Below are 21,921 nucleotides of genomic sequence, written 5' to 3' on the forward strand. Positions count from 1 at the left end.
ACCGAAACGAGAAGAAGCTCCGGCTGGGGCTGCGGCTGCGGCGAACTTGGCGATAACGGAGGAAGGGACGTGCGGGCCGTATGGATAACCGGAGCAAGGACAGAAGGATCAAATGGCTCATTTTGCTTATTCCGACGCTGACGATCGGCTTGTGGGAATACGTCCGGCATGCCTTCCTGCTGCCGTACGTGTCGATGGAGCTGGGCAACCTGCTCGCGCCGTTCATCGTGCTTGCCGTCACGTTGACGCTGGTGCGCAGCCTGTTCGCGCGAATGGAGCAGTCGCAGATGGCGCTGCAGCGGGAGAAGGAGGCGAAGGCGGCGCTGGAGGAGCGGGAGAGCTTGGCCCGCGAGCTGCACGACGGCATCTCGCAATCGATGTTCCTGCTCGCCGTCAAGCTGGACCAGCTGGACGAGCTGAGCCGGGACGGGCCGGTGCGGGAACTGGCGGGAGGGCTGCGCGAGACGGTGCGGGTCATGCACGAGGACGTGCGCCAGGCGATCGCCAATCTCCGTCAGCCGCCTTCGCCCGATTCGGCCGCATGGGTCGTGCCGCTGCGGGAGCTGCTCGGAGAGACGGCGGAGCTGTCCGGCGCACGGGCGGAATTCGTCTGGACGATTCCGGACGACGGCTTGACCGATAAGGAGAAGGTCGAGCTCCACGCCTGCGTCCGCGAGGCGCTCGTCAACGTAAGGAAGCACGCGCAGGCCTCCCATGTGTACGTCGTCGGGGAGCCGGACGGAGCGGGCGGCTTCCGCTGCCGCGTCGAGGACGACGGCGTCGGCTTCGACGGCGATCCGCTTCAGGCGCAGGGCCGGTTCGGGCTGCGCATGGTGCGGGATCGGGCCAGGTCGATGGGCTGGTCGTTCCTGGCCGAGCGCCGCGGGGAGCGGACGGTCGTAGAGCTCGTCAAGAGCGGAAGGAAGGCGGAGAAGGGATGAGCAGAGTCGTTCGTTTGCTGCTGGCCGACGATCATCGGCACGCGAGGGAAGGGATGCGGACGATCGTGTCCGCGCTGGAGGAATTCGTCGTCGTCGGAGAGGCGTCCAGCGGCGAGGAAGCGCTCCGGATGACGGAGGATCTGGCGCCGGATATGATCCTGATGGACATCAACATGCCGGGCATGGGCGGATTGGAGGCGGTTAAGGCGATCAAGACGTCTTTTCCCGCGGTGAAAATCGTCATGGTGACCGTGTCCGACGACGTCTCGCATCTGTTCGAGGCGCTGAAGAAGGGCGCTCAGGGGTATTTGCTGAAAAACCTGAACCCCGCCGCCTGGCGCGATTATTTGCGCGCGGTCGCCTTCGACGAGGCGCCGCTCAATCCCGAGCTGGCGATGTCGATTCTTCGCGAGTTCGCGGAGCGCAAATCAAGCTCTTCGGCGGGTGCGCCCAGAGACCGGGCGACGGACGACGGCGGGTTGACGCCGAGGGAGCGCGATATTTTGCAGGAAGTCGCGCGGGGGCAGAAAAACCGCGAAATCGCGTTATCGCTGGGCCTGTCCGAGCACACGGTGAAAAACCATCTGAAAAACATTTTGCAGAAGCTTCATCTCGACAATCGGGTGCAGCTGACGCGTTACGCGTATGAGCGGGGAATCGTCGAGCCGGAATAGGCGAAGCGGCTCCCCGTTTCAATATTGTCACAATGAACGGGACGAAATGACTCTTTCGAGTCATGCGCGGAGTGCGGGGAACGGGCTATACTGTGGAATATCTTAGACTAATCGAATCTGAAAGGTTGGATATTTCATGAAAAAAAGCGTATCTTTGCTTCTCGTTCTGTTGCTGACGATCGGATTTGCCGGATTGGCCAGCGCGCACGTGACGGTGCAGCCGAAGGAGGCGCCGGCGGGCTCCTATCAGGTGTTCACCGTGCGCGTGCCGTCCGAGAAGGACGCCGCGACGACGCAGGTGAAGGTGGCGATTCCGGACGGCGTCAACATCAGCCGTTTCGAGCCTAAGCCGGAATGGACGTACGAAGTCGAGAAGGGCGCGGAGGACAAAATCGTCAGCGTCACCTGGAAGGCGACCGGCAGCGGTCTGGGCGCGACGGAGTTCGGCGAATTCCGCATGCAGGGCAAAATCGCCGACGATGCCAAGGAGCTGAGCTGGAAAGCGTACCAGACGTACTCCGACGGCGAAGTGGTGGAATGGACCGGCGCTCCGGACGCCGACAAACCGGCTTCCGTGACGACGGTAACGGCCGCGACCGGAGACGGCCACGGCGACGGTCACGGCGCTTCGAGCGGAGCCGCCGCGAGCGAGGCCAAGGACGAGGGCGGCCGCGATGCGCTGACGCTGTCTCTGGCGATCGCGGGGCTGGCAGCGGGTATTCTGGCTCTGGCCATCGCGTTGTTCCGCAAGAAGGCTTAATCAAGGCGCGGCCAATCGCGCGGACGGACTGCAGGGAGCCCGCAACTCAATTAAGGGTTGACAGGAGCTCCCTTCGGCTGTAAAGTTTTTCATAGAATTCCACTAGGGGCGCCCGCAAGGGCTGAGATAAGGCGATGCCTTGGTCCCTTTGAACCTGATCTGGGTTATGCCAGCGTAGGAAAGTGGGCAATGTACGTCAGACTTTGGAAGGCGATGGCCGCAGGCTTCTTCATGCTTGCGTTATGGCTTTCGACGAGCTTGACACATTCAGCCGCTCCCTGCCGGGGCGGCTTTTGTTATGCGGCGAGTTGTCGCAGACAGGCGCAACGGCTGGGGCGGACCGCGCGTATTCACCGTCGCTTGCCGTATCGGCATGGGGGACGGAGTCGGTATGCATGCGCCTGAAATGGAGTCGTCGCCAAGTCTGTCCGTCGTTTCTTATCTTCTTACTCATGGCCTCCCAGCGGAATTTGACATTATGCCGCTTAAGGAGGTTTTTTGTTATGCCGATTATGACGACGCCGCTGCCGGGAAGCCGCAAGGTGTACGTGACGGGAGACAGGGAAGACATTCGGGTGCCGATGCGCGAGATCGCGCTGGCGCCGAGTTCGGGGAGGAACGGGCAGGAGGAGCCGAACGATCCGATTCGGGTGTACGACGCCAGCGGTCCGTATACGGAGGATGGTTTTCAGGCCGATGTGCGGCGGGGGCTGCCCTCCGTTCGGGGACGCTGGATCGCGGAGCGAGGCGACACGGTCGAGTACGAGGGACGCGAGGTGCGGCCCGAGGACAACGGCTTTGCGACGGCCGATGCGGCCGAGAAGAGGGGCGCGGAGGTGTTTCCGAAGCTGCATAACCGCTCTCTGCGGGCGGCGGAAGGGCGCAACGTGACGCAGCTGCACTATGCCCGCCAAGGGCTGATCACGCCTGAGATGGAATATATCGCGCTGCGCGAAGGGATGAGCGCGGAATTCGTGCGGACGGAGGTGGCCGCGGGGCGCGCGGTTATCCCGGCGAACATCAACCACCCCGAGTGCGAGCCGATGATTATCGGGCGTCATTTTCACGTCAAGATCAACGCCAACATCGGCAACTCGGCCGTCGCATCCTCAATCGAGGAAGAGGTGGAGAAGATGACGTGGGCGACTCGCTGGGGAGCCGATACGATCATGGACCTGTCCACTGGCAAAAACATTCACACGACCCGGGAATGGATCGTTCGCAATTCCCCGGTTCCGGTAGGCACGGTGCCGATCTACCAGGCGCTGGAGAAGGTCGGAGGCAAGGCGGAGGAGCTGAGCTGGGAGGTGTTCCGCGACACGCTGATCGAGCAGGCGGAGCAGGGTGTCGATTACTTCACGATTCATGCCGGAGTGCGGCTGCGCTATATTCCGCTGACGGCGAAGCGGGTGACCGGCATCGTCTCGCGCGGCGGCTCGATTATGGCGGCCTGGTGTCTGGCCCATCACAAGGAGAACTTCCTGTACACGCATTTCGAAGAGATATGCGAGATTATGAAAGCCTACGACGTCAGCTTCTCGCTCGGGGACGGCCTGCGGCCCGGTTCGATCGCCGACGCCAACGACGAGGCGCAGTTCGCGGAGCTGGATACGCTCGGCGAGCTGACCGAGATCGCGTGGAAGCACGACGTGCAGGTGATGATCGAAGGGCCCGGCCACGTGCCGATGCATCTGATCAAGGAAAATGTCGACCGGCAGATGGAAGTGTGCAAAGAGGCGCCTTTCTATACGCTGGGGCCGCTGACGACCGACATCGCTCCGGGGTACGACCATATTACGTCCGCTATCGGCGCGGCGATGATCGGCTGGTTCGGGACGGCGATGCTATGCTACGTGACGCCGAAGGAGCATCTCGGTCTGCCGAACAAGGAGGACGTCAAGGACGGCGTCATCGCCTACAAGATCGCCGCCCATGCCGCCGATCTGGCGAAGGGCCATCCGCGGGCGCGGCTGCGCGACGATGCGCTGTCCAAGGCCAGATTTGAATTCCGCTGGAGAGACCAGTTCAATCTGTCTCTCGATCCGGAGCGCGCGATGGCGTATCACGACGAAACGCTGCCGGCGGAGGCGGCCAAATCGGCGCATTTCTGCTCGATGTGCGGACCGAAGTTTTGCAGCATGCGCATTACGCAGGACATTCGCGATTACGCGGAGAAGCACGGCGTAGCGGAGGAGGAAGCGCTGGAGGCCGGCATGCAGGAGCAGGCGGAAGCGTTCAAGGCCGGGGGAAGCCGGATCTATGCGTAAGGAAGCGGAGGAGCAGGAGCGCTATTCCCGGCAGATCCGCTTCGCTCCGATCGGCGCGCAGGGCCAGCGGCGGCTCGGCGAGGCGAGCGTGCTCGTCGTAGGCGCCGGGGCGCTGGGGGCGTCGCTCGCCCAGCATATGGTCCGGGCCGGAGTAGGCCGCTTGCGCCTCGTCGATCGGGACTACGTGGAGCTGAGCAACCTGCACCGGCAGACGCTGTACGACGAGGAGGACGCCGCGGAGGCGCTGCCCAAGGCGGTCGCCGCCGCGGCGAAGCTGCGCCGGGTCAGCGACAGGGCGCGGATCGAGGCTTTCGTGGCCGACGTGGATCGGCGCAACGCGGAGTCGCTGGCGGCGGACGTCGACCTGGTGCTCGACGGCACCGACAATACGGCGACCCGGCTGCTGCTCAGCGATGTCTGCTTCGGTCGCGGCATTCCGCTCGTCTACGGCGGCGTCGCGGGCTCCGAGGGAATGACCGCGCTGCTCGTTCCCGGGGAACACTGCTGCTTGCGCTGCCTGCTTGGCGCTGATGAACCTGGCGGCGATGGAGCGCCGACCTGCGACACGCTCGGCGTTATCTCGCCCGCGGTGGAGATGGTGGCCGCTTTGCAGGCGGCGGAGGCGCTTAAGGCGCTGACTGGGAATCGCTCGGCGCTGCGCGGAACGTGGCTGACCGTGGACGCGTGGCATTTCGCGGTCAAGGAATGGAAGCTGCCGCCGCCGGTTGAAGCGTGCCCTAATTGCGGATGGGGGGAGTCGGCGGCAGCTGCCAGCAGGGAGCTTGCGAAGCATGAAGGCTTTGTCCATGCAGAGGACGACTTGTCCGGAGAGGATCATGGAGACACGGCAGATGAAGACTTGTCGGGCGATGAACCGGAGAGTGAGGCGGAAGATGCGTTGTCGGGCGATGACTCCGAGGCAGAGACGGAAAATACGTTGTCGAGCGATGATTCCGAGGCAGAGAAGCTGGTCGTCCTGTGCGGAAGGGATACGTTTCAGTTGATGCTGAAGCCGTCGGTGTCGCTCGGAGAGTGGAGAAGGCGCTTGGCAGAGGCCGGCTGCGCCATTACGGCCGATAACCGCTATCTGCTGCGGGCCTCGACGGTCGAAGGCGAGCGAATCGTCATTTTCGCGGAAGGCCGCGCGTTGATTCAAGGAGCGGGCGAGGCCGAACGCGCGCTGGACATCTATCGGCATTATTTGAGCGACGAGACAAGGAGGAGAGCGGATGAGCCGTCCGTTGGATTTTAAGCTGTACGTCATCACCGGTGAAAACTATCATCCCGGACGCAGCATGGCGGAGGTCATGGAGGCGGCTTTAAGAGGAGGAGCCGATATCGTGCAGCTTCGGGACAAAGAGAGTCCGAAGCGGGAGCTGATCGAGAAAGCGAAGCGGCTGAAGGAGCTGACCGCCAAATATGGAGTGCCGCTCATCGTCAACGACCATCCGGACGTCGCGCTGGCCGCGGACGCCGACGGCGTTCATCTGGGACAGGACGACTTGCCGATCGAGGCGGCGCGAGAGCTTCTCGGACCGCGACGCATTATCGGCATCTCCACGCACCGGATCGAGCAGGCCCGCGCCGCGGAACGGGCGGGAGCGGATTATATCGGCGTCGGTCCCGTCTATCCGACGGGCACCAAGCCGGGACGTCAGGCGGTAACGACTGCTTATGTCGCGCAGGCGGCCGCGGAAATCCGCATTCCGTTCGTCGCCATCGGCGGCATTACGGAGAGCAACGCGGAGGAAGTGCTGAGAGCGGGGGCCAGAAGGCTGTGCGCGGTGTCCGCGATCGTCGGCTATGCCGATCCCGAATCTGTCTGCCGCAATCTGCTGGAGAAGATTAACGCCTGGAGCTTGGGGGAGCAGGCAGTTGTACCGGCATCTTTGCCGATATCCGTTGCGCAGACTTTGCCGGAGCGCAGGGACGTCCGGGAAATTGCGCTCACCGTCAACGGCCGCAGCGAGCGGACGCAGGCGGCTACGCTGCTGGAGCTGGCGGCGCAGTACAAGCTGGAAGGCCGCAGCGTCGTCGCCGACCTGGACGGGGCGGTCGTCCCGCGTCAGCTGTGGGGAGAGACGCCGCTGCAAGGCGGGTGCTCGGTCGAATTCGTTCATTTTGTCGGGGGAGGCTGAGCGCGGGAATGGAAATGAATACAATTGTGCAAGACGGGATGGTGATCGGGGGGCGGAAGCTGAAGTCCCGTTTTTTTCTCGGGACGGGCAGATTTCCGAGCCCTGCCGTTTTCCTTCGCGCGTTGGAGGCGTCCGGAGCCGAAGTCATTACGTTCGCGGTGCGCCGAATCAACCTGGACAACTATGAAGACGACGGCGTGCTGCAGCATGTCGCGGACAGAGAGTTGATTTATTTGCCCAATACGTCGGGGGCCGGCAACGCCGATGAAGCCGTGCGAATTGCCCGGCTGGCACGCGCTGCGGGACTGGGGAATTGGATCAAGGTGGAGATCAGCGGCAATCCGCGCACGCTGCTGCCCGATCCGTTCGAGACGCTTAAGGCGACGGAACGACTGGCCAACGAAGGCTTCACCGTGCTGTCTTATACGTCGGACGATCCGGCGCTGTGCCGCAGGCTGGAAGATGCCGGAGCGGCAGCGGTCATGCCGGGCGGAGCCCCGATCGGCACGGGGCTTGGCATTCTGAATCCGTACAACCTGAGCCTGATTGCCGAGGAGGCGCGGGTTCCCGTCATCGTGGATGCGGGCCTGGGATCGGCAGGGGATGCCGTTCAGGCGATGGAGCTGGGAGCGGACGGCATTCTCGCCAATACACCCGTCTCCAAAGCGGTCGACCCGGTGGCGATGGCGCGGGCGATGAGGCTGGCGATTGAAGCGGGGCGGTTGTCCCGGTTGGCCGGACGCATCCCTCGGAAGCGTTACGCCTCTGCCAGCAGCGAACCGGGGGGACGGCTGTTCATACCCGAAGCTTGGGAGGGGAAAACGTGAGCGGAGCGCCGGAAGGAAACGTGGAAGCGAGGCCCGCGACGGAGGTCGCGATGTCGGCGCAATCGGCAGGGTTTGCGGAGTCGTTGCGAGCGGCAGGGGGTGCGAAGTTGGCGCGATCTGCAGGGTTTGCGAAGTCTGCGCAATCGATTGAGGTACTGATCCTCGGAGGGGGCATCATCGGTTTGTCCAGCGCATGGGAGGCGGCCAAGCGAGGCTTCCGCGTTACAGTGCTCGAGGCGGAGGAGTTCGGCGGCCAAGCCTCCGGAGCGGCAGCTGGGATGCTGGCGCCGTTCTCGGAAAATACGGAAAGCCCCGATGCGTTTTTTCGGCTGTGCGCAGACAGCCATGCGCGGTATCCGGACTGGGTTCGCGAGCTGGAGGAGCTGACGGGACGTTCGGTCGAATTGCGCGGCAGCGGGAGTTTGAATGTCGCGTTTCACGAGGCGGATTTTCTGTCCCTGCGCGCCAGACTCGAATGGCAGAGCCGGTACGGGACCGGATTCGAGCTGCTCGGCGCGTCGGAGCTGCGGCGACTGGAGCCGGAATTGTCCGAACAGGCGCTAGGGGCACTTTATTGTCCCGGCGAAAGCCATGTGTTCGCCCCGAAGCTGGTCGGCGCGTTGGAGGAAGCTTGCCGCCGGGCGGGCGTTCGGCTCGTTGCCCATGCGGGACGCGTTGCGGGTTTGGAGCGAGTTGCCGGCACGGGCGTAGCCGTCCGAACCGCGGGCGCGGGAAGCTGGCTGGCGGATCGGGTCGTCGTATGCGCCGGAGCCTGGAGCGGATTCGTGCGGGAGTGGCTGCCCGTCGACGTGCCGGTTCATCCGATCCGGGGGCAGATTTGCGCATACGATGGGAAGGGCGGCCGCATCCGCCATATGATTTTTTCCAGCCAGGCGTATTGGGTCGGCAAAAAAGACGGAAGCCTCGTATGCGGAGCTTCGGAAGATGTCGCGGGTTTCGAGCGGAGCGTCACGGAGCAGGGCATCGGGCGGCTGACGCGCTGGAGCGGCCGCGCGATGCCTTATCTGCGCGACGTCTCTCCCTCTCGGGGCTGGGCGGGCTTAAGGCCCGCGACGCTGGACGGCTGGCCGCTGATCGGCTCCGTCCCCGAAGCTCCGGAGCTGATACTGGCGTGCGGCCATTATCGCAACGGCATTCTGCTCAGTCCGGCGACGGCGGCGATCGTCGGAGACTTGCTGCAAGGGAAGAACGACGGATACGGGAACGTCTTCGGGATCGAGCGCTTCTCCCCTGCCGGAACAACGAGGAGGGGACTAGGATGAGAGGCGTCGCTCGTTCGTCCGGCGAAGCTCCCGCCCTTCGCCGTTCGCTTGTTTTGACGGTTGCCGGCTCGGACTCGGGCGGGGGAGCGGGCATTCAGGCGGATTTGAAGACGTTTCAGGAGCTTGGCGTATACGGGATGAGCGTCGTGACGGCGGTGACGGCGCAAAACAGCTTAGGGGTGCAGCGCGTGGAGGCGGTCTCCCCGGACATGGTGGAAGCGCAGCTCGAAAGCGTGCTGTCCGACATCGGAGCCGATGCCGTCAAGACGGGGATGCTGCCCCAGTCGGCCCATGTTGAAACGGCGGCGAGTTCTTTTGCGCGGCATCGGGTCAAAAGGCTTGTCGTCGATCCGGTATGCGCCGCTTCGGACGGCTCGGCGCTCATGGACGGCGGAGCGTTCGAAGCGATGAAGCGTCTGCTGCTGCCGATGGCGGAAGTCGTCACGCCGAACCTGCCGGAAGCTTGCCGGCTGCTCGGCGTCCGTTCCGACGACATTCGAACGATTGCGGATATGGAGAGATTGGCAAAGCGGCTGCTCTCGTTGGGCTCCAGGCATGTTTTTCTTAAGGGCGGGCATTGGAACGGAGAAGAGGCCGTCGACGTATTCGTCTCTGCTCATCGCCCCGAGGAGGCGCGGCGGTTCACGGGGCCGAGGTATCCGACTCTCCATACGCACGGAACGGGCTGCACGACGGCGTCCGCCATCGCGGCTTTGCTGGCGCAAGGGGCTCTTCCGGAGGAGGCATGCCGGGAAGCGAAGGCGTTCGTGGCCGCGGCGATTTCGGAAGCTTTTTCGCTCGGGGGAGGAACGGGCTCTCTCTGGCACGGCGCATTTGCGGAAAAGAGGCGGGTTTTGCGTTAATCGGCTTGCTTGCGGTTCTCCGATCCCCTATAATGGTCAATAAATGCACAAATGCGACGATGGAGAAAAGTAAGCAGTGCCTTCTTACAGGGAGGGAGCGCCGAAGATTGCGAGCGTTCCTAAGAAATCAGGCTGCCGAAGTTCGCTCCGGAGCAGATCTCTGAACGTTCGGCTGCGGCCGTCCAGTAGGAGATACCGGCTTGCGGCCCGTTACGCCGCGTGAAGCGGGAATGTCCAAGCGCCGGATCAGGCGCGTGTCCGAATGAGGGCGGGGGCGTTCCAACAAGGGTGGTACCACGGTCTTTTCGTCCCTTACGGGAGAGAAGGCTTTTTATTTTGTCGCGAGAAGGAGAATGGTGATGAAGGAACGATTAGAGGCTTTGCGGAGCGAAGCGCTGGATAAGCTGCAGACCGTGGCGGACGCCGCCGCGCTGAACGATCTCCGCGTGCATTACTTGGGCAAGAAGGGGCAGCTTACCGAAATTTTGCGCGGCATGGGCTCGCTCAGCGCCGAGGAGCGCCCGATCATCGGGCAGGTCGGCAACGAGGTTCGCGCGGCGATCGAAGCGGTTATCGCGGAGAAGCAAGCCGGCTTTGAACAGGCCGAGACTGCGCGCCGTCTGCAAGCGGAGACGATCGACGTTACGCTGCCGGGCAAAAAGTCCGCCGTCGGCGCCGTTCACCCGTTGAACAAAATCGTCGAGGAAATCGAAGACATTTTCATCGGCATGGGCTATACGGTGGCGGAAGGTCCCGAGGTGGAGACGGACTTCTTCAACTTCGAAGCGCTGAACCTGCCGAAAAACCATCCCGCGCGCGATATGCAGGATTCCTTCTATATTACGGATGAGATTTTGCTGCGCACGCAGACGTCTCCCGTCCAGATTCGCACGATGAAGGCGATGAACGGCCAGACGCCGGTTAAAGTCATCTGTCCGGGCAAAGTGTATCGCCGCGACGACGACGACGCGACGCATTCGTTCATGTTCCACCAGATCGAAGGGCTCGTTATCGGGCCGAACATTCGCATGAGCGACTTGAAAGGAACGCTGCTGCAATTCGTCCGGGAAATGTACGGCTCGCAGATGCAAATCCGCCTGCGCCCGAGCTTCTTCCCGTTCACGGAGCCGAGCGCGGAGGTCGACGTCACCTGCGCCCAATGCGGCGGCAGCGGCTGCCGGATGTGCAAGCACACCGGCTGGATCGAAATTCTCGGCTGCGGCATGGTGCACCCTAAAGTGCTCGAATACGGCGGCTACGATCCGAAGGAAGTAACCGGCTTCGCGTTCGGCATGGGCGTGGAACGGATCGCGCTGCTGAAATACGGCATTGACGACATCCGTCATTTCTACGCGAACGATACGAAGTTCTTGAGCCAGTTCGCCAAAATATAGCGCGAAAAAAATTACGATAAAAACGAGGGGAGTTTCCCATGAACGTATCCTATCGGTGGTTATCCGATTATATCGATTTGAGCGGCATTCCCGCCGAGCAACTGGCGGAGATGATGACGCGGGGCGGCATCGAGATCGATTCCGTGCCGTCTCGCAATGCGGGCGTTACCGGCGTAGTCGTCGGCTATGTGAAAAAAAGAGAGAAGCATCCCGACGCGGATAAGCTGAGCGTCTGCACCGTCGACGCCGGAACGGGCGAAGATTTGCAGATCGTCTGCGGAGCGCAGAATGTCGGCGCGGATATGAAGGTGCCGGTCGCCGTCGTTGGCGCGAAGCTGCCGGGAGGCCTGAACATTAAGCGCGCTAAGCTGCGCGGCGTGGAATCGCAGGGCATGATCTGCTCTGCGCGCGAGCTCGGCATCAACGACAAGTTGCTGCCGAAGGAGCAACAAGAAGGCATTCTCGTGCTCCCTCCCGAGACGGAGATTGGTCGCGACATCCTCGACGTGCTTGCGCTGGACGACTCGATCCTCGAGCTCGACCTGACTCCGAACCGTTCGGACTGCCTCAGCATGCTCGGCGTGGCCTACGAGGTGTCTGCGCTGACCGGCCGTCCGCTAAATTTGCCCGATCCGGCAAAAGACATTTATTCGGCTGCGGAAGTCACTTCGGATTATGTCCGGGTGTCGATCAGCTCGCCGGAGCATTGCTCGCTGTATACCGCCCGCTACATTAAAGGAGTCAAGGTCGCCCCTGCGCCGCAATGGATTCAGAACCGTCTGATCGCTGCGGGCGTAAGACCGATCAACAACATCGTCGACATTACGAACTATGTCATGCTGGAATACGGCCAACCGCTGCATGCGTTCGACGCGGGCAAGGTAGCCGGCGGACGCATCGACGTTCGTCTGGCGCAGGCCGGCGAGACGCTCGTGACGCTCGACGACCAGGAGCGCAAGCTGGAGCCGCACATGCTCGTTATCGCGGACGCGGAGAAGGCGATCGGCTTGGCCGGCGTAATGGGCGGCGCGAACTCCGAAGTATCCGAGGGCACGACGGACATCATCCTGGAATCGGCGAAATTTGACGGCAGCACGGTTCGACGCACTTCGCGCCAGCTGGGCTTGCGTTCGGAGGCTTCCGCCCGCTTCGAGAAGGAAGTCGATCAGGACCGGGTCCGCGCGGCGCTGGACCGTGCGGCGGGATTGATTGCCCGTTATGCGGAAGGACTTGTGACGGAAGGCGTCGCCGAAGCGGAAGTGTCTGCGAAGCAGCCGGCCGTCATCGATCTGTCCCTCTCCCGCGTGAACGGCATGCTCGGAACGGAGCTGTCTTCGCTGGAGATCAAGACGATTCTGTCCCGGCTGCAATTCAAGGTCGAGGCCAGCGGCGACGATATTTGGAAGGTCACCGTTCCTTCGCGGCGCGGGGACATCTCCCGCGACGTCGATCTCGTGGAGGAGATTGCGCGCCTGCACGGCTATGACGAAATTCCGACGACGCCGATCGAAGGCCCGACGACGCCGGGCTCCCTGACGAAGCCGCAGGCGATTCGCCGCGAATTGCGGACGATTCTGACCGGAGCAGGGCTGCATGAGGCGATCAGCTATTCCGTAACCTCGCTGCCGAGAACGGAGCTGTTTGCGGAGCTGGCGGCCGGCGCCAAGCCGATCGCGCTGGCGATGCCGATGAGCGAGGAGCGCAGCGTGCTGCGTACGACGCTCATTCCAAGCTTGCTGGAGGCGGCTGCCTACAACCTGAATCGGAAAAACAACGATGTCGCCCTGTTCGAAATCGGCAACGTCTATCACACGGACGAAACGACGCTGACGAGACTGCCGAATGAGAAGCCGAGAGCGGCGCTGCTGCTGTTGGGCAACCGCCGTACCGCGGCATGGAACCGTACTGCGGAGCCTGTCGATTTCTACGATGCCAAGGGCGTTCTGGAGCAGGCGTTCGACCGGCTCGGTCTGACGGGACGTATTTCCTATGAAGCCGCCCAGCCGGCTGGCTTCCATCCGGGCCGCACAGCCGCGATCGTCATCCGCACGGAGCGCGGCAGCGAGACGATCGGCTACGTCGGCCAGGTGCATCCGGAGACGCAGCGCGAGTTCGATCTGCCCGATGCATATGTGGCCGAGCTCGAACTGGAGCCGATCTACGAGTATGCGGATGCGAGCATTGAATACCGCATCCTGCCCCGTTATCCGGCGATCGAGCGCGATATCGCGGTCGTCGTGGATCGGAGCGTCGCTGGAGGAGCGCTGACGGAGACGATCGCCGCTTCCGCCGGAGAGCTGCTGGAGTCGGTGAAGGTGTTCGACGTGTATACCGGAGAGAGAATCGGCAGCGACAAGAAGAGCGTTGCTGTGGCGCTTGTCTACCGTCACGCGGAACGTACGCTGACGGACGAGGAAGTCGGAGAGGCGCATGCCCGCGTGCTTGTGCAGCTGGAACAATCTTACGGCGCGGAACTTCGGAAATAGGCAGGAAACGATATGGGAGGCAGCGAATACATCTAGACGCCGGTTGGCGGAAGATGGTTCGCTGCTTTTGTTACATACAATTACTACGAATGCAATGGGAGGATCACGCCGTGAGCAGTCAGGATAAAACGCGTGTCACCGTTGACATATATGGAACGCAGTATACGATAACGGGACATACAAGCACGGAGTATATGAAAAGGGTAGCCGGAATCGTCAATGATCAGATGAACAAGGTGAACGTCGGTTACCCAAAGCTCGATCTGCCGAAGTTGGCCGTGCTCGCAGCCGTGAACATTGCGGACGAGCTTCTTCGCTTGCGGAGGGAGAACGAACAGCTACTGAAAACCGAGCATGACCAGCAGCTTCAGATCGAAGAGCTGGAAAGCGCCCGGTCTTCGTTGACGCAAGAGCTCGAAGGCTTGAAGGAGCGATCCGCGCTGGAGCTGGAGGCGGCGAAAGAGCAGGCTGCTTTGGAGCTCAACGCTTTCGTGGAGCAAGCGGATTCGGAACGCGAGGAGCTTAAGGAGCGGGCAGCCAGGGAGCTGGAGTCGGCCCGAACGCAGGCCGCGGCGGAGCTGGAAGCAACCAAGACCCGGATGACTGAGGAACTGGAAGCGACCAAGGCTGCGATGACTGCGGAGCTGGATTCGGTCAGAGCGCAGACCGCGGCTGAGCTGGAGGCGGTCAAGTCGCGGGCGGCCGAAGAGCTGGAGACAGCGAGAACGGAGAGCGAAGCGAAGCTGGAAGCGGCGCGATCGGAGGCCGATGCGCAACTGGAGGACGCGCGGGCGGAAGCGGAGGCGAAGCTGGAAGCAGCGCGAGCAGAGGCGGAGGCGACACTGGAAGCCTTCAGGTCCGGCTCTGCGAAGGAATTGGAGGCTGCTCGAGAGCAAGCCGCAGCCGAGCTCGAATCCGCGAAGGCGCAATTCGCTTCCGAGTTGGAGGAGCTGAGGCTGAACTCCGAGTTGGAGGTTGCCCTTGCGGAAACCGCGCTTGAAACCGTCAGGAAAGAGGCGGCAAGCGAGCTGCAAGCGGTCAAGACGCAAGCCGCAGAAGAGTTGGCGCAAGCGGAAGCCCAGGCGGAGCAGCGTCTGACAAGCTTGAGAGCGAGCTTAAACGCGGAGATGGAGCGGCGGAAGCAGGCTGCTGCGCAAGCGTTGCAGGCGGTCAAAGCGCAAGCGGCGTCGGAGCTGGAGCAGGCCGAGTCGAAGGCGGAGCAGCGTCTGGCGAGCATGAAGGCGGGCTTGAACGCGGAGCTTGAGCGGCAGAAGCAAGCCGCGGCGCAAGCACTGCAGGCCGCCAAGACCCAAGCGGCGTCGGAGCTGGCGAAGGCTCAAGCAGAAGCGGAGAAGCAGCTGGCGAGCTCGATAGAGCTAAGCGAAGAGCTTGAGCGGCTGAAGCGGGAGGCCGTGGAACTGGCGCTTGCCAAAGCGCAAGCCGAAGCGGATTTGCAGGCAGCCAAGCAACAAGCCGAAGCGGATCTGCAAGCAGCCAAGCAACAAGCTGAAGCGGATCTGCAGGCAGCGAAGCAACAAGCCGACGCGGATTTGCAGGCAGCGAAGCAGCAAGCCGAAGCCGATCGTCAGGCGCTGGAGAGGAAAGCCGCTTCCGAGCTCGAAGAAGCGAAGCTGGAGGCTGAACTTGAACTCGAACAAGCGAAGATTGACGCCGACAATGCTCTGGAGGCTGCTCGGCGCGAAGCGGAGCGGAGTGCGGCCGACGAGCTTGCCAAGCTGGAGGAGGCTCTAGCCAGAGAAAAGGCGAACGCAGCCGCGGAGTTGGCAAGAGCGCAAGCCGAAGCCGATGGGCGCGCGGCGGAAGAGCTGGCCAAAATAAAAGCCCATGCAGCTGCCGAACTTCAAGAGCTGGAGGTGATGTACTCCGAGGAACTGGAAGCCGTAAAGGCGGAACTCGAGACATTGGCTTCCGAGCAAAGCAAATGGCGTTCCAGAGAGAAGGAGTGGCAGCAGCTGCGCGAACGGCTTGAGAGCGATGCGGAGCGGTGGGCCACGGAAGCGGAAGACCAGAGGAAAACCGTCCTCGAACAGCAGGAGATGCTGCAGGAAGTGGAAATGCAAACGACGGAGCGTTTCGACAAGCAGCAGGAAGCTTTGGAAGAAGCGCTGCGGGAAAAGGAAGAGCTGGCCCGTGAGCTGTCCGAGCGGGACGATCAGGAACGGAGTTGGAGCGAGACGATTCGCGAGCTTCGGGAGCGTCTGTCCGAGTCTCAGCAGAATCAGCAAGCTGCCGCCGGCAGAATCCGTGAGCTGGAAGAGCGGGTCGCCGAGCTGGATCGCTCCCGTGCGGCGCTTGGCGAGGCCGCAGAGAGGGCTGAGCGTGAGTTGGAAGCGGCGCTCGCGGAAGCCGCCGCAGCTCCTTCCCGGGAAGCGGACGCAGCAGCTCTGGACGAGCTGCTCGAACAAGCCGCGCTGGGCACAAGGCTTCGCACGGAGCTGGAGCAGCTACAAGCCGAGCATTCCAAGCTGAACGAAGAGTACAGAAAGCTTCAAAACGAGTACAACGAATGGATCGACATGCTTGAACAAGAATAACCGCAGCATATGCGAAAAAAAGGCGATTGATTCGGGTTTCTATCCGAAACAATCGCCTTGAACTGCTTAAAGGGGTTAGCTTAATGAAGTTAGCTTACGACAATCTTCGCGATCATGTCCGAGTGGCCTTGTCCGCACATGATGCTGCACCGGACTTCGTAAGTGCCCGCAGGCAAAGTGATCACTTTCGACTTGTTGCCCCTGATTGCGATGTCTTGTCCGACGACTTCGATTCCGTGGGCTCCGCTCAAGTTTTCCAGCGTTAATTTGACAGGCGTGTCCTTCGGCAAAGCGTATTCTTTCTGGTCGAACTCCCAGTTGCTCGCTTTTATGACGACCTCTTGGGAATAAGTTTCTTCGCTGGCCGAAGAGTTGTTCCCGGATTTTGTATCGTTGCCTCCGCATGCCGATAGAACGAGAACCAATGCCGCGAGGGTGAGAAAATAGGCGATTTTTCTTTGCATATCATACGACCTCCGTACCGATAAAATGGCGGACGGCTTATCTCTCTTTACGATTCCGCCTGCACAACATTGTACCATAAGGTCGTCTGCGCCTATTCCCTAATCTATGGCAGAGTCATGACATTATTTAAGAATTAGGAAAGCGTCCCGAATGCGCACAAGGCCTCTTCGCCGATAACGAGGAGGCCTTGCGCATTCATTCCGTCAGCTTCTGTGTTTGCCGGCTTCGTATGGGGACGCGATCGGAATGAACAGATCGATAATCCCGATCACGAGAGCCGCCAGCAACGAACCGATAATCGTCACTTCGACGTGGCCGACGACAAACTGAGCCAGCCAGATGACGAGGGCGCTGCATAGGAATCCGACGATTCCCCGTCCGAACGGAGTGACTTTTTTACCGAAGATTCCTTCGATGATCCACCCCAGCACGGCGATGACGACCGCGAGCATAAGAGCGCTCCAGAACCCGCCTACGGAAAATTGAGGGACGAGCCAGCCGACGACCATCAAGACGATGGCAGCGACGATGAAGCGAACGATCGTGCCGATGACATTCATTTTTTCGACCTCCTTTGGATGTAGTTTATCCCGAGATTCGATCCCTATGAGTCGACGGCGAAAAAGTCGGAAAATCCGTTGCTTTCGCATGGATGAAGGATTCGGCTATAATAAAGGCGAAGGAGATGACAGTTGCCGTGAACGAGAAGGCTTTACATACACTGGAATACGATAAAATCATTCGCCGGCTGACGGGGCTCGCTTCGACGAGCTTAGGCAAAGAAGAAGCGGAGAAACTGACACCCAGCCGCGAGCTCGAGATCGTAAAACGCCGGCTGGCTGCCACGGACGAAGCGGCTAGAGCCGTCAGTCTGAAAGGGTCACCGCCATTCGGAGGGATTACGGACATTCGATCTTCCCTCCAGCGCGCCAAGCTCCAGGGGATGCTTCAGCCCCCCGAGCTGATGGAAGTCGCGCAATTCATTATGGGGTCGCGTCGGCTGAGCCGATTCATATCGTCAGCAGGGGAGGAGACGGAGCTTCCGCTGCTTCTGGATCTGTGCGAACCATTGACCGACTTCAAAGCTTTGGAGGACGAGATTCGCAGATGCATCGACGAGCAGGGCGACGTGCTCGACTCCGCCAGCCCGGAGCTGGCTTCCGTCCGCAGAGACATTCGGGTCAATGAAGGACGCGCCAGAGAAAAGCTGGAGAGCTTGATCCGCTCCTCCTCGGTTCAGAAAATGCTTCAAGAAACGTTGATCACGATGCGCAACGACCGCTACGTTATCCCGGTGAAGCAGGAGTATCGCGCTCATTTCGGGGGCATTGTCCACGATCAATCGGGGAGCGGCGCGACGTTGTTTATCGAGCCTGAAGCCGTCGTGCAGATGAACAATAAGCTCCGCGAGCTGAAGATCAGGGAGCAGAACGAGATTGAGCGCATTTTGCGCAAGCTCACTTCCGAGATCGGAGAACGCGCGGACTTGCTTGCGGGAGATGCCGAAATTCTCGGGATCATCGATTTTATTTTCGCCAAAGCGTCTTTAGCGCATGCGTTATCCGCCACGCTTCCCGTTATGAATGACGAGGGCAAAATCCTTCTGCGCAGAGGCCGGCATCCGCTTCTGGACATAAAGACGGCCGTGCCGATCGATATCGAATTGGGCGAGAGCTACACCTCGATCATCGTAACCGGTCCGAATACGGGAGGGAAGACCGTTTCCCTGAAAACGATCGGATTGCTCAGCCTGATGGCGATGTCCGGTTTGTTCGTGCCTGCCGAAGACGGCAGCCGGCTTTGCGTGTTCGACGGCATTTATGCCGATATCGGGGATGAGCAAAGCATCGAGCAAAGCTTGAGCACGTTCTCCAGCCATATGACGAATCTGATTTCGATGCTGGGGCAAGTAACCAGCCGCAGTCTGGTATTGCTCGATGAGCTTGGGGCGGGTACGGATCCCGCGGAAGGCTCCGCTCTTGCTATCGCGATTTTGGAGCATCTTCAGAAGCTTGGCTGCAGGCTGATCGCGACGACTCACTACAGCGAGCTGAAGGCTTACGCCTACAATCGGGACGGTATTATCAATGCAAGTATGGAATTCGACGTGGCTACTTTGCGACCGACTTACCGTCTGTTGGTCGGCGTCCCGGGAAGAAGCAACGCATTCGCGATTGCGGAGAGGCTCGGTCTTCCGAAGAGCATTATCGATCATGCCCGTGGCGAAGTGAGCGAAGACGAATTAAAGGTCGATTCGATGATCGCTTCATTGGAGCAAGATCGCTTGCAAGCCGAAACGGAACGGCGAACTGCAGAAATGTTGCGACTTGAGACGGAGAAGTTGCGTAAAGAAATACAGGAGGAGCGCTTCAAGTTTCAGGAGCAGAAAGCGAAGCTGTTGGATGCGGCACGCGAGGAAGCGCGTCAACAGGTGGCCAAAACCCGGCGGGAGGCCGAGGAGATCATAGCCGATCTTCGTAAGCTGGCCTTGGAAGAAGGAGCATCTGTCAAGGAACATAAGCTGATCGAAGCCAAGAAGCGGTTAGAGGAAGCGATTCCCGACCCTGTCGCCAAGCCGGCTCGCCATAGCGGAACGAAGCCTGCGAAGATCGAAGCGGGAGACGAAGTGAAAGTTCACAGTCTGAATGGGCAAAAAGGGCATGTCGTCGAACTCACAGGAAGCGGAGAGGCCGTCGTACAGCTTGGCATTTTGAAGATGAAGGTTCCTGTGGCGGATCTGGAGCCGACGCGTGCGGCTTCGGCCGGCAAAGCGCCCGCGCAAGCGACAACGGTCAAACGATCCCGAGACGAGAACATTCGCACCGAGCTGGATCTGCGCGGGATGGCGCTGGACGAGGCGATTATGGAAGTGGATCGTTTCCTTGACGAAGCTTTTCTTGGCAATCTGGGGCAAGTCTACATCATACACGGCAAAGGTACAGGCGCTTTGCGCAGCGGGGTGCAAGATTTTCTCAGGCGTCATAAGCACGTCAAAAGTTACCGGTTAGGCCAATTCGGGGAAGGCGGCGCGGGTGTATCCGTAGCCGAGCTTCATTAACGGGAGGTCTTGCGAATGCAGGATGTTGTCGATTCCATCATGTCTCAGCCTTTTCTTGCGGTATTGGCTTATTTCTCCGTAGGAATACTGGCGTTGATCGTCTTTCTCTCGTGCTTCGAATGGGTGACGAAGTACGACGGGTGGAAGGAAATCGGCAGAGGCAACTTGGCGGCAGCGATGGCGACCGGAGGCAAAATATTCGGAATTTGCAACATTTTCCGTTTCTCTATCGAAGCTAACGATACGATTTATCAAAGCATTTTGTGGTCGGCCGTCGGATTCGTTCTGCTGCTCGTCGCTTATTTTCTGTTCGAGTTTTTTACCCCGGTATTCCGGGTCGACGAAGAAATCGGCAAGGATAATCGCGCGGTAGGGCTGCTGTCCCTCGTGCTGTCCGTTTCTTTATCCTACATCATCGGCGCAGCCGTCATCTAAGCTCGGAGGGAACAAACGTCATGAAGTATTTGTGGGGAACTTTGCTTGTCTTGGCGATCTTGTTTATCGCGGTTGGCGTATTTTATATGATGAAGGAGGCGTAAAGCCCAAATGTCGGTCATAATTTGCCCATGGTGTCAAAGCGAAATCCTTCAGGAAGAAGGAGAAGAGCCGGAGAAAATATGTCCGGTGTGCGAAAACGAACTCGACGGCTATCGTACGCTGCAATTCAGTATCGGTGAGGAAGAGGACGAAGAGGAAGAGGACAACGAGGATATTGAAGAGGAAGAGCGTTCGATTTCCATCGATGACGAGGATCTCGGTTGGCTGGACGACGAGTCGTTGGAATCAAGCGAGGATCTGGAGCGTTTCGAAGAGGGCGTAGAGTCGTTGTACGACGAACAGGAACTCGTTCCCGAATGTCCGCTTTGTCACGAGTATATGATTGAAGCCGGGGAGCGTATTGTCGGAGCTCCAGAGTTCGCCCCGCGAGTACCGGACAGTTTGGGAGAACCTTTGCTGGAAGCGCCGTTTAAATTGACGATGTACGTGTGCCCTTCTTGTTTTACCGTACATTCGTTTCTCGGCGACGAAGATCGCCAACGGCTTGTCCGCCGCATAAGTCAAAGAGATAAGGAGAACTTGGTATGACCCGCATTGTCAATTCCGTAATCGAACTGATCGGGGACACTCCTGCTGTCGCATTGCGCCGCTTGACCGGACCGGAGGACGCTGAAGTGCTCGTCAAGCTGGAGAAGATGAACCCGAGCGGCAGCGTCAAAGATCGCGCGGCATCCGGTCTGCTTATGGACGCGGAAGCGCGAGGCTTGATCAAGCCGGGCAGCCTGATCGTCGAGCCGACCAGCGGTAATACGGGCATCGGACTTGCCATGTATGCGGCCGCGCGAGGCTACCGGCTTATTCTGGTCATGCCGGATAATATGACCGCGGAGCGCATCTCACTGCTCCGCGCTTACGGAGCGGAAGTGGTGCTGACTCCTGCGGCCGAGCGCATGCCCGGAGCCATCGCTAAAGCGCGTGAGCTTCTGGAGCAGAACCCGGGCAGCTACATGCCGAATCAATTCGAGAACCCGGCCAATCCGAATATTCACCGGACGACAACCGCCTTGGAAATTCTCGAACAGACAGACGGTCTCTTGGACGCATTCGTCGCAACTTCCGGCACCGGGGGAACGATTACCGGCACAGGAGAAGCGTTGAAGGAGAAGCTTCCCGGTCTGTATGTCGCCGTCGTAGAACCCGCCGGTTCCCCCGTGCTTTCCGGGGGTCAGCCGGGCCCCCACAAACTGGTCGGGACAAGCCCGGGATTCGTTCCGCAAATTTTGAACACATCGATCTATGATGAAATCGTCCAAGTCAAGGACGAGGATGCGCTGGAGACGACGAGACGTTTAGCCCGATTGGAAGGCTTGTTGGTCGGTCCGTCGTCCGGAGCGTCCGTCTGGGCCGCTTTGCAGATTGCCCGCCGCCTGGGTCCAGGGAAACGCGTGCTATGCATCGCTCCCGATACAGGGGAGCGGTACTTGAGCATGGATATATTTTAATGCTGGCTTAGCTCATGTATTCGGTAAGCCATTGACGCTCGCGCACTTTGCGGGCGTTTTTGTTTATGCCGCTGCTGCCCGGACCTTACGCTCGCGAAGCATGCCGTACTCGTTCAACGTGTAAATCGTCGTGCAGGAGGCAAGCATCAGGCTGGAAAGCGTCTCGATAAAATGATGAGAGTAGTTGCTTCGGAACCGGTACTCGTAATA

At 60.4% G+C, this 21,921-nt stretch carries 18 protein-coding genes and 1 riboswitch; of the genes, 16 read left to right on the plus strand and 2 right to left on the minus strand.

Annotation, left to right across the window (positions count from 1 at the left end; translation table 11 throughout):
* Positions 1–80: 80 nt before the first annotated feature.
* The 12 genes from B0G52_RS14655 to zapA all read left to right on the plus strand — a co-directional run bounded on the left by B0G52_RS14655 (position 81) and on the right by zapA (position 16,188).
* On the plus strand, positions 81–941 hold the full coding sequence (locus B0G52_RS14655) for a sensor histidine kinase (protein WP_094045517.1): 861 nt from the start codon (positions 81–83) through the stop codon (positions 939–941).
* Positions 938–1,615: a response regulator gene (locus tag B0G52_RS14660; protein WP_094045519.1), complete on the plus strand. Its 678-nt coding sequence runs from the start codon at positions 938–940 to the stop codon at positions 1,613–1,615. The genes B0G52_RS14655 and B0G52_RS14660 overlap by 4 nt, the downstream gene beginning before the upstream one ends.
* Positions 1,616–1,751: 136 nt before the next feature.
* Positions 1,752–2,375 carry a YcnI family copper-binding membrane protein gene (locus tag B0G52_RS14665; RefSeq protein ID WP_094045521.1) on the plus strand — a complete coding sequence of 208 codons (624 nt, stop codon included), beginning with the start codon at positions 1,752–1,754 and terminating at the stop codon, positions 2,373–2,375.
* Positions 2,376–2,469: 94 nt separating this feature from the next.
* Positions 2,470–2,573, plus strand: a riboswitch (TPP riboswitch).
* A gap of 305 nt (positions 2,574–2,878) precedes the next feature.
* Positions 2,879–4,642 (plus strand): phosphomethylpyrimidine synthase ThiC, encoded by a 1,764-nt coding sequence (gene thiC / locus B0G52_RS14670; protein WP_094045523.1) that lies wholly within the window; start codon positions 2,879–2,881, stop codon positions 4,640–4,642.
* Positions 4,635–5,894: a ThiF family adenylyltransferase gene (locus tag B0G52_RS14675; protein ID WP_094045525.1), complete on the plus strand. Its 1,260-nt coding sequence runs from the start codon at positions 4,635–4,637 to the stop codon at positions 5,892–5,894. The genes thiC and B0G52_RS14675 overlap by 8 nt, the downstream gene beginning before the upstream one ends.
* Entirely contained in the window at positions 5,872–6,780 is a 909-nt protein-coding gene (gene thiE, locus B0G52_RS36180) for a thiamine phosphate synthase (RefSeq protein ID WP_094045527.1), read from the plus strand. The genes B0G52_RS14675 and thiE overlap by 23 nt, the downstream gene beginning before the upstream one ends.
* A 14-nt stretch (positions 6,781–6,794) precedes the next feature.
* Positions 6,795–7,607, plus strand: coding sequence for a thiazole synthase (locus B0G52_RS14685; protein WP_094045568.1), 813 nt, complete (start codon positions 6,795–6,797; stop codon positions 7,605–7,607).
* Complete coding sequence (gene thiO, locus B0G52_RS14690) at positions 7,604–8,890, plus strand: glycine oxidase ThiO (protein ID WP_233162673.1); 1,287 nt, start codon at positions 7,604–7,606, stop codon at positions 8,888–8,890. Before B0G52_RS14685 ends, thiO begins: the two co-directional genes overlap by 4 nt.
* Positions 8,887–9,753 carry a bifunctional hydroxymethylpyrimidine kinase/phosphomethylpyrimidine kinase gene (gene thiD / locus B0G52_RS14695; protein ID WP_094045529.1) on the plus strand — a complete coding sequence of 289 codons (867 nt, stop codon included), beginning with the start codon at positions 8,887–8,889 and terminating at the stop codon, positions 9,751–9,753. Before thiO ends, thiD begins: the two co-directional genes overlap by 4 nt.
* A 359-nt stretch (positions 9,754–10,112) precedes the next feature.
* The gene (pheS, locus tag B0G52_RS14700; protein ID WP_094045531.1) at positions 10,113–11,147 is read left to right on the plus strand and encodes a phenylalanine--tRNA ligase subunit alpha; all 1,035 of its coding nucleotides are present in this window, start codon (positions 10,113–10,115) and stop codon (positions 11,145–11,147) included.
* 38 nt (positions 11,148–11,185) lie between these two features.
* Entirely contained in the window at positions 11,186–13,633 is a 2,448-nt protein-coding gene (pheT, locus tag B0G52_RS14705) for a phenylalanine--tRNA ligase subunit beta (RefSeq protein ID WP_094045532.1), read from the plus strand.
* A 110-nt stretch (positions 13,634–13,743) separates the two neighbouring features.
* On the plus strand, positions 13,744–16,188 hold the full coding sequence (zapA, locus tag B0G52_RS14710) for a cell division protein ZapA (protein WP_094045534.1): 2,445 nt from the start codon (positions 13,744–13,746) through the stop codon (positions 16,186–16,188).
* An 89-nt stretch (positions 16,189–16,277) separates the two neighbouring features.
* Here zapA and B0G52_RS14715 read toward each other — a convergent pair whose 3' ends face one another.
* Both B0G52_RS14715 and B0G52_RS14720 read right to left on the minus strand, forming a co-directional pair.
* Positions 16,278–16,652: a cupredoxin domain-containing protein gene (locus tag B0G52_RS14715; RefSeq protein ID WP_094045536.1), complete on the minus strand. Its 375-nt coding sequence runs from the start codon at positions 16,650–16,652 to the stop codon at positions 16,278–16,280.
* Between the two features lie 204 nt (positions 16,653–16,856).
* The gene (locus tag B0G52_RS14720; RefSeq protein ID WP_094045538.1) at positions 16,857–17,213 is read right to left on the minus strand and encodes a phage holin family protein; all 357 of its coding nucleotides are present in this window, start codon (positions 17,211–17,213) and stop codon (positions 16,857–16,859) included.
* A 137-nt stretch (positions 17,214–17,350) separates the two neighbouring features.
* Here B0G52_RS14720 and B0G52_RS14725 point away from each other — a divergent pair, with 137 nt between their 5' ends.
* From B0G52_RS14725 to cysK, 4 genes are all read left to right on the plus strand, one after another.
* Positions 17,351–19,711, plus strand: a complete 2,361-nt coding sequence (locus B0G52_RS14725; RefSeq protein WP_094045540.1) for an endonuclease MutS2 — start codon at positions 17,351–17,353, stop codon at positions 19,709–19,711.
* Positions 19,712–19,726: 15 nt separating this feature from the next.
* Positions 19,727–20,146, plus strand: a complete 420-nt coding sequence (locus tag B0G52_RS14730; RefSeq protein ID WP_094045542.1) for a DUF350 domain-containing protein — start codon at positions 19,727–19,729, stop codon at positions 20,144–20,146.
* 111 nt (positions 20,147–20,257) lie between these two features.
* Entirely contained in the window at positions 20,258–20,797 is a 540-nt protein-coding gene (locus B0G52_RS14735) for a hypothetical protein (protein WP_094045544.1), read from the plus strand.
* Complete coding sequence (cysK, locus tag B0G52_RS14740; RefSeq protein WP_094045546.1) at positions 20,794–21,711, plus strand: cysteine synthase A; 918 nt, start codon at positions 20,794–20,796, stop codon at positions 21,709–21,711. The genes B0G52_RS14735 and cysK overlap by 4 nt, the downstream gene beginning before the upstream one ends.
* The last annotated feature ends 210 nt before the right edge of the window (positions 21,712–21,921 follow it).

This window comes from Cohnella sp. SGD-V74, assembly GCF_003001675.1.
In the GTDB taxonomy this organism is placed as follows: Bacteria; Bacillota; Bacilli; order Paenibacillales; family Paenibacillaceae; genus Cohnella.